This is a genomic window from Hamadaea sp. (assembly GCF_013362815.1).
GTDB lineage: Bacteria > Actinomycetota > Actinomycetes > Mycobacteriales > Micromonosporaceae > Hamadaea.
Genome location: NZ_JABFVK010000001.1, coordinates 1 through 14,567 on the forward strand (window position 1 = coordinate 1; position 14,567 = coordinate 14,567).

General features: G+C 69.7%; 16 protein-coding genes. 8 read left to right on the plus strand and 8 right to left on the minus strand.

Annotated elements, in window-relative coordinates:
- Positions 1-427: 427 nt before the first annotated feature.
- Positions 428-1,561 (minus strand): fumarylacetoacetate hydrolase family protein, encoded by a 1,134-nt coding sequence (locus HOV77_RS00005; protein ID WP_290855480.1) that lies wholly within the window; start codon positions 1,559-1,561, stop codon positions 428-430.
- A gap of 16 nt (positions 1,562-1,577) precedes the next feature.
- Positions 1,578-2,429: a hypothetical protein gene (locus HOV77_RS00010; RefSeq protein WP_290855483.1), complete on the minus strand. Its 852-nt coding sequence runs from the start codon at positions 2,427-2,429 to the stop codon at positions 1,578-1,580.
- A gap of 95 nt (positions 2,430-2,524) precedes the next feature.
- Here HOV77_RS00010 and HOV77_RS00015 point away from each other — a divergent pair, with 95 nt between their 5' ends.
- Positions 2,525-3,715, plus strand: coding sequence for a homogentisate 1,2-dioxygenase domain-containing protein (locus tag HOV77_RS00015; RefSeq protein ID WP_290855484.1), 1,191 nt, complete (start codon positions 2,525-2,527; stop codon positions 3,713-3,715).
- Positions 3,716-3,955: 240 nt separating this feature from the next.
- Here HOV77_RS00015 and ispF read toward each other — a convergent pair whose 3' ends face one another.
- Genes ispF through HOV77_RS00030 form a run of 3 tightly spaced genes read right to left on the minus strand, consistent with a single transcriptional unit; the run spans position 3,956 to position 5,680 of the window.
- The gene (ispF, locus tag HOV77_RS00020) at positions 3,956-4,462 is read right to left on the minus strand and encodes a 2-C-methyl-D-erythritol 2,4-cyclodiphosphate synthase (protein ID WP_290855486.1); all 507 of its coding nucleotides are present in this window, start codon (positions 4,460-4,462) and stop codon (positions 3,956-3,958) included.
- Positions 4,459-5,187: a 2-C-methyl-D-erythritol 4-phosphate cytidylyltransferase gene (ispD, locus tag HOV77_RS00025; RefSeq protein WP_290855489.1), complete on the minus strand. Its 729-nt coding sequence runs from the start codon at positions 5,185-5,187 to the stop codon at positions 4,459-4,461. Before ispD ends, ispF begins: the two co-directional genes overlap by 4 nt.
- Positions 5,188-5,194: 7 nt before the next feature.
- A complete protein-coding gene (locus HOV77_RS00030) occupies positions 5,195-5,680 on the minus strand; it encodes a CarD family transcriptional regulator (protein WP_027346704.1) in 486 nt (161 codons plus the stop codon).
- Between the two features lie 283 nt (positions 5,681-5,963).
- Here HOV77_RS00030 and HOV77_RS00035 point away from each other — a divergent pair, with 283 nt between their 5' ends.
- The 5 genes from HOV77_RS00035 to disA all read left to right on the plus strand — a co-directional run bounded on the left by HOV77_RS00035 (position 5,964) and on the right by disA (position 10,713).
- A complete protein-coding gene (locus HOV77_RS00035; RefSeq protein WP_290855493.1) occupies positions 5,964-6,455 on the plus strand; it encodes a hypothetical protein in 492 nt (163 codons plus the stop codon).
- A complete protein-coding gene (locus HOV77_RS00040; RefSeq protein WP_290855495.1) occupies positions 6,452-7,114 on the plus strand; it encodes a UbiA family prenyltransferase in 663 nt (220 codons plus the stop codon). The genes HOV77_RS00035 and HOV77_RS00040 overlap by 4 nt, the downstream gene beginning before the upstream one ends.
- Positions 7,115-7,251: 137 nt before the next feature.
- The gene (locus HOV77_RS00045) at positions 7,252-8,061 is read left to right on the plus strand and encodes a hypothetical protein (protein ID WP_290855497.1); all 810 of its coding nucleotides are present in this window, start codon (positions 7,252-7,254) and stop codon (positions 8,059-8,061) included.
- Between the two features lie 114 nt (positions 8,062-8,175).
- Positions 8,176-9,603 carry a DNA repair protein RadA gene (gene radA / locus HOV77_RS00050; RefSeq protein WP_290855499.1) on the plus strand — a complete coding sequence of 476 codons (1,428 nt, stop codon included), beginning with the start codon at positions 8,176-8,178 and terminating at the stop codon, positions 9,601-9,603.
- Positions 9,604-9,645: 42 nt separating this feature from the next.
- On the plus strand, positions 9,646-10,713 hold the full coding sequence (disA, locus tag HOV77_RS00055) for a DNA integrity scanning diadenylate cyclase DisA (protein WP_290856125.1): 1,068 nt from the start codon (positions 9,646-9,648) through the stop codon (positions 10,711-10,713).
- Between the two features lie 4 nt (positions 10,714-10,717).
- On the opposite strand, the gene HOV77_RS00060 is transcribed toward disA, so the two are convergent.
- From HOV77_RS00060 to HOV77_RS00070, 3 genes are all read right to left on the minus strand, one after another.
- A complete protein-coding gene (locus HOV77_RS00060) occupies positions 10,718-11,395 on the minus strand; it encodes a hypothetical protein (RefSeq protein WP_290855501.1) in 678 nt (225 codons plus the stop codon).
- A 67-nt stretch (positions 11,396-11,462) separates the two neighbouring features.
- Entirely contained in the window at positions 11,463-12,014 is a 552-nt protein-coding gene (gene def / locus HOV77_RS00065; protein ID WP_290855503.1) for a peptide deformylase, read from the minus strand.
- On the minus strand, positions 12,011-12,526 hold the full coding sequence (locus tag HOV77_RS00070; protein WP_290855505.1) for an ACT domain-containing protein: 516 nt from the start codon (positions 12,524-12,526) through the stop codon (positions 12,011-12,013). The genes def and HOV77_RS00070 overlap by 4 nt, the downstream gene beginning before the upstream one ends.
- Positions 12,527-12,576: 50 nt before the next feature.
- On the opposite strand from HOV77_RS00070, the gene HOV77_RS00075 reads away from it, so the two are divergent.
- Both HOV77_RS00075 and HOV77_RS00080 read left to right on the plus strand, forming a co-directional pair.
- Positions 12,577-13,479, plus strand: coding sequence for an A/G-specific adenine glycosylase (locus HOV77_RS00075; protein WP_290855507.1), 903 nt, complete (start codon positions 12,577-12,579; stop codon positions 13,477-13,479).
- Positions 13,480-13,518: 39 nt separating this feature from the next.
- The gene (locus HOV77_RS00080; RefSeq protein ID WP_290855508.1) at positions 13,519-14,466 is read left to right on the plus strand and encodes a polysaccharide deacetylase family protein; all 948 of its coding nucleotides are present in this window, start codon (positions 13,519-13,521) and stop codon (positions 14,464-14,466) included.
- Positions 14,467-14,567: the final 101 nt, after the last annotated feature.

Sequence of the window (14,567 nt, forward strand, 5' to 3'; positions counted from 1 at the left end):
TGCTGACCTCACTCGAAAGCGAGATCCGCTACTTTGGCACTGGCTTTACAAGCACCCTGTTGAGTTCTCAAAGAACAAGCACACACCGAACCTTAGTCCCACATTGTGGGACCCGGTTTGGGGCAACTCGTCTAACTTACGCGGTCGAGTTCGCGGTGTCAACCCGCCTCGCCCGATTCCCATAGAGACGCACACCACGAATCGTGATGCTTTGTTTCCAGGGGGATCCAGCAAACTTGGCTCGGAGGCAAGCTCCGCCGCTCCTTGCTGGCTTGACTACTTTAGCCGGTCAGATTCGCGAAGTCAACCCCGCACCGCCCGGTTGTAGCCTGCCTCGCTCCGGCCTTCCGATCCGAGTGTTTCCGCATCGTTTGTCCGTTCCGCGCTGGCAGAGAGAACATTACGCAGACCCCGCAGGGACCGCAAATCAATTATCGCGAATCTTTCCCGCTACCGATCCGAGATCTACCCGCGAGCCGTTCGGGCCGGGGGCGTACGCGCTGATCAGGACCTCATCGCCGTCCTCCAGGAAGGTCCGCTTCTCCCCCCGAATCTCTACGGGTTCGGCCCCGCCCCAGGTGAGTTCGAGGAACGAGCCGACCTGATCGCGCTCCGGACCCGACACCGTTCCCGAGGCGAACAAGTCCCCCGTACGCAGACTGGCGCCGTTGCTCGTGAGATGGGCCAACTGCTGGGCCGGAGTCCAGTACATCGAGGCGAACGGCGGCCGGCTGACCTCCACCCCGTTCCAGGTGACCGTCATCCGGAGGTCGAGCCCGAGGTGCGGGGAGTCCGCGAGATGCTCCACCACCGCGGGATCCTGTGTCGGTGCGGCGACCCAGGCGTCGTCCAAGGCGGCGAGCGGCGTGATCCAGGCCGACACAGACGTCGCAAAGGATTTGCCCAGGAACGGTCCCAAGGGTTGGTACTCGAACGCCTGGATGTCCCGGGCCGACCAGTCGTTGACCAGCACCACTCCGAAGACATGCTGCGCGAAGTCACCGGGCGGCACCGGTCGGCCGAGCGCGGAGGGCGTACCCACGACGAAGCCGACTTCGGCCTCGATGTCCAGGCGGCGACAGGGCCCGGCGACACCGGGGGAGAGCAGACCCGACGGCCGCGTTATCTCCGTCCCCGACACCACCACGGTGCCGGCCCGACCGTGATAGCCGATCGGCAGGTGCCGCCAGTTCGGCAGGACCGGCGGCTGGCCCGGGCGGAAGATCTGCCCGACGTTCGAGGCGTGATGTTCGGAGGAGTAGAAGTCGACGTAGTCGGCGACCTCGAACGGCAGCACCAGTTCTACTTCGCTCAACGGGACCAGGAGTTCTGCGAGCGCAGGACTGCTCACCAAGTCCAGCAGCTCTCGGCGTACCCGTTGCCAGACATCTGGACCCGCGGCCAGGAAGTTCTGGAGGTTGGGCGCGAGCAGCGCGGCGCCGGCGGAGATCGACCCGCGCGTCTCCGCGGCGTGGAGATCGATCAGGTGGTCGCCCCAGCGAGCCGCGCACCGGGTCTCGCCGGCCCGCAGGAAGACGCCGTAAGGCAGATGGTCGAGCACTGACCCTCCCGGGTGACTAACCGAACAAACCGAGCTGGACCAGGTCTTCCAGCGGCTCGGCGATCGAACAGGTGCCGTAGCCGACCCACAGCGGGCGCTCGGTCTGACGGCGGGTACGCGCCGCCTCCATCAAGGTCAACGGCTGAGTTGTGCCGATCACTGCCGCGACATCCGCGACCTCGGCGCCTTCGGCGGCCGCACAGGCCCCGGCCAGCACGTTGAGGAAGCCGTGATGCACGAAGCCGGTCTCCGGATCGGTATGCCGCACGGCGTGATGGAGCCCGGCGGTGAGCTTGAACGGCAGCGCGCGGTCCCGGCAGGCGCAGATGACCGCGGCGAGTTCCATGGGAGTGGGGAACAGTTCGGCGGCCAGGCCTCCCGTGCGGAACTTGGCCGCGATCGATTGACCGGCGGCGCGAGCCTCGGCCACGACGTCGAGCGCGCCAAGCAGTCCCCAAGTCAGGGGGATCTCGGCGTAGCCGGGCAGGGCATGGTCGGCGAGCAGGGTGAGCAGCGCTCTCAGCCCCGGCAGCGGGTCCTCACCACGCTTGCCGACGGCCGCCTCGACCTGCTGGACCGGCATCCTGGGATCGATCCCCGTCAGGGTCGCCGACAGCTGGGGGAGCGGCTGGTCACCGATGACGCCGATCGCGATCTGCTCGTCCGGTCGCAGTTGCGCGGCGGCTTCCTTCACCCCGGAGGCCGGCAGGAGGAGGACGCCGACGAGCTCGGCGTACCAGGCGGAGCGGTGCTCTCGATGCCCGGCGAACGCCTGCGGCAAGGTCGCGTTGCCCGGCGGGAACACGGCGGCATCATCCAGCAGCCGCTTCAGGAGCGGTGGGACCGGTGCGCTCGCCGCCGTTGACATGATCAGGCAATCTAGCGGATGCTTTGCGGAGCGGACAAGTCTGTCCGATAATCGGACGATCGAGTATGCACAGCGGGCAATCTTGGGAGGTCACGATGCCGTACTACCGGAGCGTCGGGGAGATCCCGCGTAAGCGGCACACCCAGTTCCGCCAACCGGACGGCAGCCTCTACGCCGAGGAGCTCATGGGTCAGGAGGGCTTCTCCTCCGACTCGTCGCTCCTCTACCACCAGTACCTTCCGACGGCCATCGTCGCGGCGGAGGCGTACGACCCGCCCGGGTGGAGCCGCGTGCCGAATCGGCCGCTCAAGCCTCGCCACCTGCAGACGCACAAACTGGAGGTCGGCGGCGCGGACGCGGTCACCGGCCGGCAGCACCTGCTCGCCAACGACGACGTACGCATTTCCTACGTGGTCGCCGACACCCCGTCCCCGCTGTACCGCAACGCGGTCGGCGACGAGTGCCTCTACATCGAAGCCGGGCGGGCCGTCTTCGAGACCTCGTTCGGGCTGCTCGAAGCGGGCGAGGGTGACTACGTCATCATCCCCACCTCGGTGATCTACCGGGTGGTCCCGATCGGCACGCCGGTACGCATCCTCGCCATCGAGGCGACCGGCCACATCGGCCCCCCGAAGCGGTACCTCTCCGTCCGCGGTCAGTTCCTCGAGCACTCGCCGTACTGCGAACGTGACGTCCGAGGGCCGTCTTCGCCGCTGTTCGTCGAGGGCACCGACGTCGAAGTGCTGGTCCAGCATCGGCGCGGTTGGACGAAGTTCACGTACGCCAATCACCCGTTCGACGTCGTCGGATGGGACGGCCACCTCTACCCGTGGGCCTTCTCCATCCACGACTTCGAACCGATCACCGGCCGCATCCACCAGCCGCCGCCCGTCCACCAGACGTTCCAAGGACCGAACTTCGTGATCTGCTCGTTCGTCCCGCGCAAAGTCGACTACCACCCGCTGGCCATCCCGGTGCCGTACAACCACCACAACGTGGACTCCGACGAGATGCTCTTCTACACCGGCGGGAACTACGAGGCTCGGCGCGGCTCCGGCATCGAGCAGGGCTCCATCTCGTTGCACCCGTCCGGGTTCACTCACGGGCCCCAGCCCGGCGCGCCCGAACGTGCGATCGGCGCGGACTACTTCGACGAGTTGGCCGTCATGGTGGACACCTTCCGGCCGCTCGACCTCTGCGATGCCGGGCTCTCCTGTGAGGACAGCGCGTACGCGTGGACCTGGGCTCGGCGTACCGGTCCGGCTCGGCCGGACGGCGCGGGGTAGCTCCGCGCGGGGGGCGCACGCACGCGTTTTCCGGGGACGCGCACGCGTTATCGGGCAAGGCGCGGAGGGAGCGCTGGGACGGCGCACGCGTTTTCCGGGGATAACGCGCTATACGGCGCGGCGGAAGGGACTTTATCCCGGATAACGCGCCCGGACCGGGTGCCAGACCCCCGCGCCAGATCCGGGTACCAGACCCGAGTGCCGGACCCGAGCGCCCGACCGCGCGCAAGAGCGGGCGCGCTAGCGCGGCCAGCCGAGCCCGGTGCCGACGGAAGGCGTAAGGGGCGCAGAAGTCAGGAGCGCAACCGCGACGGCGGCCAACCCCTCGCCACGTCCGGTGAAGCCGAGTCCGTCAGTGGTGGCGCCGGAGAGCGTAATCGGCGCACCGGCCGCTTCGGACAGCACCTTCTCCGCCTCCGCTCGGCGCTTGCCGATCCGCGGCGCGACCCCTACGACCTGGACGGATACGTTGCCGATCTCGAAACCGGCCGCCCGCACCAGCCGCGCGGCTTCGGCGAGCAAGGTGACGCCGGAGGCGCCCCGGAACTCAGGCCGGTCGACGCCGAAGTTCGCGCCGAGATCGCCGAGCCCGGCTGCGGTGAACAGCGCGTTGCAGGCCGCATGGGCGGCGACGTCGCCGTCGGAGTGACCGTCAAGTCCGCGCTCGCCCGGCCAGAGCAGCCCGGCGACCCAGCACTCGCGGTCTTCGCCGAAGGCGTGGATGTCGGTGCCGATGCCGACTCTCACCGGATCTCCTCCCCGGCGGCCGCCAACAGGGCTTCGGCGATGATCAGGTCGACCGGGCGAGTGATCTTGAGGGCCGACTCCGACCCCGGTACGCAGTGCACCGGCAGGCCGAGTCGCTCCACCATCCCGGCATCGTCGGTATGCTCACCGCCCGCCTCGGCGTGGGCCTTGACCAGCACCTCACGGCGGAAACCCTGCGGAGTCTGGACGGCTCGCAGCTCACTGCGGTCGACGGTGGCGACGACGTCGTCGGACGGGCCGACACGCTTGATCGTGTCGACGACCGGCAGTACCGGGATGACCGCTCCGTGGCCGGCGCGTACGGCCGTGATGACCGACTCGACCAGCTCCGGTGGAGTGAGCGACCGGGCGGCGTCGTGCACGAGCACGATCTCGATCCCGTCGGGGACCACTGCCAGCGCTTGCGCGACCGATTCCTGTCGGCTGGCCCCGCCGGCCACCACGAGGACCTCGGCGTCGACCCCGGCCAGCAGCTCCCGGACTTCGCGGAGAAGCTGTGGGGGAGCGGCGACGACGATCAGCCCGACCGACGGCGCGGCCGCGGCGCGCTTGACCGCGTGGGCGAGCAGCGACTCCCCGCGTAGCTCACGGAGAGCCTTGGGGACCTCGCCGCCGAGCCGGACCCCGGCGCCCGCGGCGGGCACAAGAACCGCGGCATCACCACGAGGTGTGGCGATGCCGCGGTCAACGAGATTCTCGATCACGGGGGTGTTATGCCTCGTGCAGCACCTTGTCGAGCAGAACCTCGGCCTCGTCCTTGGTGCTCCGCTCGGCGAGGGCCACCTCGCCGACGAGGATGTCGCGAGCCTTCGCAAGCATGCGCTTCTCTCCAGCCGAGAGACCACGCTCGCGCTCGCGCCGCCAGAGGTCTCGCACGACCTCGGCGACCTTGAGGGGATTGCCGGAGGCCAGCTTCTCCAGGTTCGCCTTGTAACGCCGCGACCAGTTGGTCGGCTCCTCGGTGTGCGGAGCTCGCAGGACATCGAAGACCTTGGTAAGGCCCTCTTCTCCGACGACTTCGCGCACGCCGACGATCTCGGCGTTCTCAGCGGGGACACGCACCGTCAGATCGCCTTGAGCGACACGAAGGACGAGGTACTGCTTTTCCTCACCCTTGATGATGCGAGTCTCGATAGCCTCGATGAGTGCGGCCCCGTGGTGGGGGTAGACAACGGTCTCGCCGACACTGAAAACCATAGGTACGAAACCCCTTTCGCTGTGTCTAGGGTAACACGGCTCCGCACCGATGTCCCACCCTGCGTCTCACCGTTAGCGCAGCTCACAGCGCCTGTAATAGTGAGCACTCCGGCTTGCGGGATCAGCGGAGAAGGGGCATGACGACCGGTTTAGGTGGGTATCCCAAGGATGCCAGAGGAGCCGTTGGTGACGGAGAGTGCCGGGTAGTTGACCGAAAGTCCCAAACGTCGACGCAAAGAACGTCTGGCGCTCCGCGTCCCGCAGCGGCACACTGAAAGCCACCATGCAGGAGGAGTCCGGGGCGATGGGCACGCTGGGGAACGGGCTTCCCGACCTTCCGCCCGAATGGGGCGAGGTCGTGATCCCGGACGATCCGGCAGAACTCGATGAAGAGGCCGAGATCGTCCGCCGCGAGCTGCGCCGTGCCGCTCGCCGGGCCCGCCGGGCCGAGCGGATGCGAGTCTGGCGTCGCCGCCTGCGCCTGCCGGAGCAGATCGACGACCCCGACGAGCCGTCCGCGCTGCTCCCCCTGCTGATCCTGGCCATCGCCGTGCTGATCACCCTGGTCGGTCTCATCGCGGTCACCTGGAGCGGAGTGATGTCGCCCCGGGACAACCCCACGCCGATGCCGTCCACCAGCATCCCGCCGACCGAGCGCACGATCGTGACGGCGACCGCCACGGTCGTCTCCACCGGCTCGGGCGCGCCCAGCTTCTCGACCGTCCCGACCAGTTCTACCGGTACGCCGGTCAGCCCCCGCCCGAGCGCCTCGTGAGCCGGGGGAGTGCCGTCCGGCGCGCGTCGGCGCTGCTGCGGTGCTGCCATCCCGCTCCGGTCGCGGCGGTCACCATCCTGAGTGGTCTCATCGCGTACGCCGTCGGCCACCACACCTCCGGAGTGTTCCTCGTCGCCGGAGTGATCGGGACGAGTCAGCTGGCCGTGGGCTGGGCGAACGACGCGATCGACGCCGACCGGGACCGGGCGGTACGCCGAGCCGACAAGCCCCTGGCCCTCGAATGGCCCCAGGGCCGGCCCTGGGTGGCGACCGCAGCTTTGCTGGCTTCGCTCGCCATGATCACGCTCGCCGTCGTCGCGACTCGGCCGCTGGCCGCCGGCGCGGCCGTCGCCGGGCTGGTCAGCGCCCAGCTCTACAACTGGCCACTCAAGGGCACCGTGTTCTCGATCGTGCCCTACCTGGTCTCGTTCGCGGCGATACCGACGTTCATCATCGCGGCCGTCCCGGCTTCCCCGCCGGGGCACTTGGTGGTCGCCGCGGCCTGCTTCGGCGGGGCGGCGCATCTGCTCAACGCAGTCCCGGATCTGGCCATGGACGACGCGACCGGCGTACGCGGTCTGCCGCAGCGGCTCGGCGCGTCCCGCGCCCGCGCCGGCGGTGCCATCCTCACTGGCCTCGCCGTATTCGCACTCCTCTAAGCCAGCGCCGCCGGATGGGCGGGTCGGCGAAGGGAGCCGATCTCCGCCAACTAGTCTGTCGAAGGAATGCGCCCGCCAGCCGGCCCACGCCGGTGCCGCCGGAGCGCACAGACTTCCTGGGTCTGAGGAGGACCGACGTGACGCGCGTGAAGAGCACGGGCCGGGTCATCGCGCTCGCCGCCCTGGCCGCGGCGACCACCGCCCTGGGCGCGTGCAGCGCCGGACAGATCACGCAGACGGCGTACATGGCGCCCGCGGTGCCTGGCGTGAACCAGTCGTTCACCGTGACCAGCACCGACCCGACGCAGCAGGGTGGCAGCATCTCGCTCCGCGACCTCGCCGTCGTCTACGACACCAACAAGGGGTACGCCAAGGGCGGCTCGGCCCAGCTCCAGGTGGGCATCTTCAACGACACGCCCCAGCCGCTGAAGGTCGCCGTGACCGCGCCGGGTGCGGCGTCGTCGGTGACCGTCGGCAGCGCGGGCGCGTCCGCCCAGCCGAGCAAGTCCCCGTCGGCCTCGCCCTCGGCCACCGGCTCGGCCAGCCCCAGCGCGAAGGTCTCCGGCTCGGCGAGCCCCAGCGCCACGGCGACACCGAGTCCCTCGGAGAGCAGCGCCGCGGCGAGCGGACCGGCCACCTTCACCATCCCGTCCGGCAGCTACCTCTCCTTCGGCCAGGGCGAAGGCCAGGCGCTCACGCTTCAGGGCCTGACCGAGGCGCTCAAACCGGGCGACCTGGTACGCAGCGTCAACTTCCAGTTCACGGTCGGCTCGAACCTCCAGCTCACCCAGGCTCCGGCGTCTCCGGCACCGGAGACCAACCCGGAGCTTCGCCCGCGCGAGTCCTGCGTCTTCGCCGACAACCAGGCGATCTGCCGGGTTCCACTGTCGAACCCGCTCTCGCCGCAGCCCCGGACGTCTCCCGAGGTCAAGCAGGAGCACGAGTAACAGACAGTCGCGAAACGCGGGCAGGCCAATTCGCCGGGGAAGCTCTCGGCTGAGCCGCCAGGAGTGCGGTCAGCCTGCCCGCGTTTGTCGTAAGGGGACGCTACGGTTCTCGACGTGACCCGACCGACCAAGGCCCCGGCGAAGGCGGCCCGGCCCGCGTTCCTCTGTGACGCCTGCGGCTACCAGCCCCCGAAGTGGGTGGGCCGTTGCCCGGAGTGCGGCGAATGGGGCTCGGTAGTCGAGTCCGCTCCTGCCGCGGCGGCTCCGATGGCGCTGCGGCAGATCGCGCCCCGCATGCCCGGCGAGCCGGCCCGCCCGATCGCCGAGATCAGCCCGGTTCCGGCCCGAGCCGTTCGCACCCGCGTCAGCGAGCTCGATCGCGTACTGGGCGGCGGGTTGGTGCCGGGCGGCGTCGTGCTGCTCGCCGGGGAACCGGGCGTCGGCAAGTCCACCCTGCTCCTCGACGTCGCTCAGCAGTGGGCCGTGCACTCGGGCAGCAACTCCCTCGTGGTCAGCGGCGAGGAATCGGTCAGCCAAGTCCGGCTGCGCGCCGAGCGGATGCAGACCCTGCACGAGCGGCTCTATCTGGCGGCGGAGACCGATCTCGCGGCGCTCCTCGGGCACGTCGACGCGGTCCGGCCCGGCCTGCTCATCGTCGACAGTGTCCAGACCTTCTCCTCGCCCAGCTCCGAAGGCGTACCGGGTGGGGTCACCCAGGTGCGAGCGGTGACCGCGGCGCTGATCGCGACCGCGAAGGAGCGGGGCATCGCCACGATCCTGGTGGGCCACGTCACCAAGGACGGCAACGTCGCCGGGCCGCGCGTACTGGAGCATCTGGTCGACGTGGTGTTGCAGTTCGAGGGGGACAAGCACTCCTCGCTCCGGCTCATCCGCGGGCTCAAGAACCGCTTCGGCAGCGTCGACGAGGTCGGCTGCTTCGAGATGCACGAGACGGGCATCGCCTCGCTGCCCGATCCGTCCGGGCTGTTCATGACCCGGCACGCCGAGCCGGTTCCCGGCACCTGCTGCACCGTCGTCATGGAGGGCCGGCGCGCCCTGGTCACCGAGGTCCAGGCGCTCATCGGCGCGACTCCGGCCAACGGCTCGCCCCGGCGGACCGTCTCCGGACTGGACTCGGCCCGGCTCGCCATGCTGCTCGCCGTGCTGGAGCGCCGCGGCCCCGGCAAGGGCCTGCACGAGCGCGAAGTGTTCGCCTCCACGGTCGGCGGCATCAAGGTCACCGAGCCGTCGGTCGACCTCGCCATGGCGCTCGCCATAGCTTCAGCGAAGGTGAACCTCGCCACTGTCCCGAACCTCGTGGCGGTCGGCGAGGTGGGCCTGACCGGGGAGATCCGCCGGATCGGCAACGTCTCGCAACGGCTCGCCGAGGCCGCCCGCCTGGGCTTCACCGTGGCCCTCGTGCCCGTGGGCTGCGCACCCGCCAAGGGCAGCGCCCCGGCCGGGCTGAAGGTCCACGAGGTCGGCGATCTGCCGGAAGCCCTCAAGATGTCGGCCCTGCTGGCCGCCGAGCGAACGCCGTAGACTGTGGCCGTGCCGAGCGAACGCGAACCGAGCTGGAACGCCATGGGTGGCGACCCGCTGCGGGCCACTCTCGCCCGGATGGCTCCGGGCACTCCGCTGCGCGACAGCCTCGAACGCATCCTGCGGGGGCGGACGGGTGCGCTGATCGTGCTCGGCCACGACAAGACGGTCGAATCGATCTGCACCGGTGGCTTCCCCCTCGACGTGGAGTTCTCCGCGACGCGGCTCCGCGAGCTGTGCAAGATGGACGGTGCCGTCGTACTGTCCACCGACGGCACCCGCATCCTCCGGGCCGCGGTTCACCTGATGCCCGATCCCTCGATCCCCTCGGAGGAGTCCGGCACCCGGCACCGCACGGCCGAGCGGGTGGCCAAGCAGACCGGCTTCCCGGTCATCTCGGTCAGCCAGTCCATGCGCATCATCGGCCTCTACATCAACAGCACTCGCCATGTCCTCGACGACTCGGCCGCGATCCTCTCCCGGGCCAACCAGGCCCTGGCCACGCTCGAGCGCTACAAGCTGCGGCTCGACGAGGTCAGCGGCACGCTGTCCGCGCTGGAGATCGAAGATCTGGTGACGGTACGCGACGCGTTGGCGGTCGTGCAGCGCCTCGAGATGGTGCGCCGGATCTCCGACGAGATCGCGGGTTACGTGGTGGAACTGGGCACCGACGGCCGGCTGCTGTCGCTGCAGCTCGACGAGCTGATGGCGGGTGTCGACGCCGACCGCACCCTGGTGATCCGCGACTACCTGCCGACCGGCCGCAAGGCACGTACGGCCGATGAGGCGCTGGTCGAGCTGGACATGCTCACCGCCACCGAACTGATCGATCTCGTCGCCGTCGCCCGGGCGATGGGTTACCCGGCCTCCACCGAGGCGCTCGACGCGGCGGTGAGCCCGCGTGGCTTCCGGCTGCTCGCCAAGGTCCCCCGGCTGCCGGGTGCGGTCGTCGACCGCCTCGTGGACCATTTCGGCAGCCTGCAACGGCTCCTGGGGGCGACGGTCGAGGATCTGCAGGCGGTCGACGGCGTGGGCGACGCGCGGGCCCGGGGCGTACGCGAAGGGCTGTCCCGCCTCGCGGAGGCGTCCATCCTGGAGCGCTACGTCTGACGCCTCACTTGATGGTGAGGGTGACCCCGTCGCTCAGCTTCGTGCCGACCCGGCCGACGACCTGATACTTGCCCGGATCAGGGGCGGGGCCGGTGGGCGTACGCTTCACCGTCGTGCTGCACGAGGTGCTGAGTTTGCCGTTCCACTCGATGTTGAACGAGACCTCGAGCCCCTGCTGGAAGGTATGCACGTTGTTGCCCCGCGGCGGATCGCAGTCGTCGGAGGACCAGACCTTCTCCGCGCCCTGAACCACGCGGAGTTCCTGCAGGTCCGGGCCGATGTTGCGGGTGCAGGTCCGATTGGACACGTTCTTGATCAGCAGGTAGATCAGCAGGCTGGCGCCTCGGTTGACGGTCGTCTGCACCGGCTTGGCGGTGACCTTGAGCTCGGCGTCCGTACATTCGCGCGGATCGGTCGCCTCGTCCGTGGCAGCCGTCGACGCGCTCGGCTGGCTCGACGGGGACGGGCTCGTCGTCGGCGAGACCACGTTGGCGGGGACGTTGTTCCCGGTCGCGGTGACGCTCGCGCTCTTCGTCGGGTTCGGATTGCCCGACGCCGAGGTCTTCGGCCCCGACGTGCATGCGTATGAGACGAGGAGTGCCATGACCAGCACGCCCCCGAGCACTACCGCGCGCCGACGCCAATAGACAGCGGCCGGCAGCGGACCCACCGTGAGTCTCATAATGCCCACACGCTAGTGCCAGGGCGCTCCTCCGCAAAGCGCCGACACACCACCGGACGTCCCTCAGTCATAAGTAGACCTTGCGCTGATAGAGGGCGTGCGCCCCGCTGACCCGGTCGAGGAACAGCCGACCGGCACAGTGGTCGATCTCGTGCTGGAGTGCGCGAGCCTCGAACGCGTCGGTCGTGAGCGTGATCTTCGCACCGGTTCCCGGCGACTCCCCCACGACGACGATCCGGCCGGCCCGTTTGACGTCGCCGGTCAGGTCGGGAACCGACATGCAGCCCTCCCGGCCCGGCCGCCACCGGCTGGCCTCTACGATCTCGGCGTTGGCCAGGGCGTACGCACCGTGCACGGTGTTGCTCTTCGGATGCCCGGTGACGTCCACGACGAACAGCCGGACGCCGACGCCCACCTGAGCGGCGGCCAGCCCGACGCAACCAGGGGAGACCCGCATGGTGGCGAACAGGTCGGCGGCCAGCCGCACGATCTCAGGATCGGTCGGGTCGACGAGCTCACCCGGCTCCGCCAGCACCGGATGGGGTGCGGTCAGCACCGGGCGGACTACGCCCTCGATCCCGAGCGACTCGGCTCGGGCCAGCTCGTTGGCGGAGCTCACAGCAGATCCGCCTCGGCCCGGCGCAGGGTCACCTCGACGCCGAGACTCTCGCTGACCTCGGCCAGCCGGGCCGCCACCTCCTCGGTGCTGTCCTTGGCGAGCTCGACCTCGGCGACCAGGACGTACAGCGGCCCGACCAGGCGGGTCGAGAGGTCGGTGACGTTGCCCCCGGCCTCGGCCAGCACCCGCGTCACGGCCGCCACGATGCCCAGCCGGTCCGCTCCGTGCACGTGGACGAGGTGGGGAACACCGGCCGCCGGGCTCTCCTCGTCCGCCCCGACATCGCGTACGCCGACCGTCAACCGGCCGTCGGCGGTCAAGGGGCGCAGCGCGTCTTCCACCTCTGCGGCGGACAACTCTCCGGCGCAGATCAGGGTCATCGCGAAATGGCCGCGCAGCCGCGTCATCGTGGAGTCGGTGAGGTTCGCCCCGAGCGTTGCGAGGACCCCGGTGACGTCGGCGACGATGCCCGGACGGTCGTGCCCGAGCACGGTGACGGCGAGTTCGCTCATCGGTGCATTGTGCTCCGTCCAGTCTCCGAGACGGCACGTAGGGTGGTGACATGCCGATCGCTGACGTCGCTCTGGACTGGTTCGAGCGCAACGCGCGCGACCTGCCGTGGCGCGTACCCGGCGTCGGTGGCTGGCCCATCCTCGTCAGCGAGGTCATGCTCCAGCAGACGCCGGTCAGCCGAGTGCTGCCCGTCTGGACCGAGTGGGTACGCCGCTGGCCCACCCCGGCGCATCTCGCGGCGGACACAGCCGCCGACGCGATCCGCGCCTGGGGCCGGCTCGGCTACCCTCGCCGCGCGATGCGGCTGCACGCGTGTGCCCAGGCCATCGTCGAGCGCCACGACGGCGAAGTACCGTCCCGCCTGGATCAGCTGCTGGCGCTGCCCGGCATCGGGGACTACACGGCCCGGGCGGTCGCCGCCTTCGCGTACGAGCAGCGGCATCCGGTCGTCGACGTGAACGTCCGGCGGCTGGTCGCCCGCGCGGTCAGCGGTGCGGCCGAGCCCGGGCCCGCGACCACCCCCGCCGATCTCGCGCTGGTCGAGGGGTTGCTGCCGGCTGAACCCACGGTCGCCGCCCGCGTCAGTGCGGCGTACATGGAGCTGGGCGCAGTGATCTGCACGGCCCGTAACCAGAACTGCCCGGACTGCCCACTGACCAGCTCGTGTGCCTGGCTGGCCGCGGGCCGGCCGGCGAGCAGCGGACCCACCCGCAAACCGCAGGGGTACGCGGGCACCGACCGCCAGGTGCGTGGGTTGATCATGGCTGAGCTGCGGGCGAGCAGTAGCCCGGTGACGGCCGACCGGATCGAGACCCTCTGGCATCTGCCGGAACAGCGTGATCGGGCGTTGGCCAGCCTGCTCGCCGACGGTCTGGTGACCCGGACGGGACCCGGCCGATTCGCGCTCGCGGGCGAGACGTCGCACCGATCGGCGGTGAATGTCGGCGAGTGATTGGTGGCGCTCAGCTCGCTTCGAGCTTACGCTTCGCCCGTGACCCCCGGCATCAACCGTCCTTTGTCGCACGTCAGCCTCCGGCTGGGCCTCGCCGCGTCGCTGGCGGTGCTGACCGCCGTGGTGGCGGCCTGCGGCAGCGGCCCGTCGAAGCAGCCCACCTTCGCGCCGCCCGCGACGTCGGCCCCGGCCGGCGACGAGCCGACGCTGGAGCCGAGTGACGAGGCCTCGCCGTCGGACAGCCCGACGGGGAAGCCGTCGTCCTCGCCGACCAAGGCGCCGAGTCCCTCGCCGACCCTCGTGAAGGATCTGGCCTGGTACAAGAGTCAGCTGCCGAAGTTCGGCCCGCTGCCGCCGCCGAACGCGATCAACGTCGACGCGGGCACGAGTTCGCCGTTGTGGTTCAAGGTGCCGACGACGCAGAAGGTGGCCTTCCTGACCATCGATGACGGCGCGACCCGGCATCCGATGGCGTTGTCGCTGCTCAAGGCGTCCGGCGTACGCATCACGCTGTTCCTGACCCTCCAGTACGTCGAGGGCCACACGGACTACTTCAAGGCGCTCCAGGCCGCCGGTGCGGTCATCGAGAACCACACGATCACGCACACGTCGCTGAGGGGGAAGTCGTACGACTTCCAGCATCACGAGATCTGCGACGCCGCCGACCGGCTCGGGCAGCTCTTCGGCCGCCGACCGACGCTGTTCCGCCCGCCGTACGGCAACTACGACGACACGACGTTGCGGATCGCCCGCGAATGCGGGCAGAAAGTGGTCTTCTACTGGACCGAGACGGTCGACAAGGGCAAGGTGCGGTACCAGACCAGCAACCACACCATCCAACCCGGACACATCGTGCTGATGCACTTCCGGCCGGCGTACCCGGACGACTTCCTGGCCGTGCTCACCCGGATGAAGCAGTCCGGGGTGCAGCCGGCCCTGCTCGAGCAGTACGTCGACGGTTCCTGCGCCGGAGCCTGCTCCGGCTGACCGCCCGTGGTTGATCTTGGCGAGTTAAGGTCGCTCTGGCAACCGTTTCTCGCCAAGATCAACCACGCTGGACGCCGGCAACGCCACTGGACGCCGGCAAC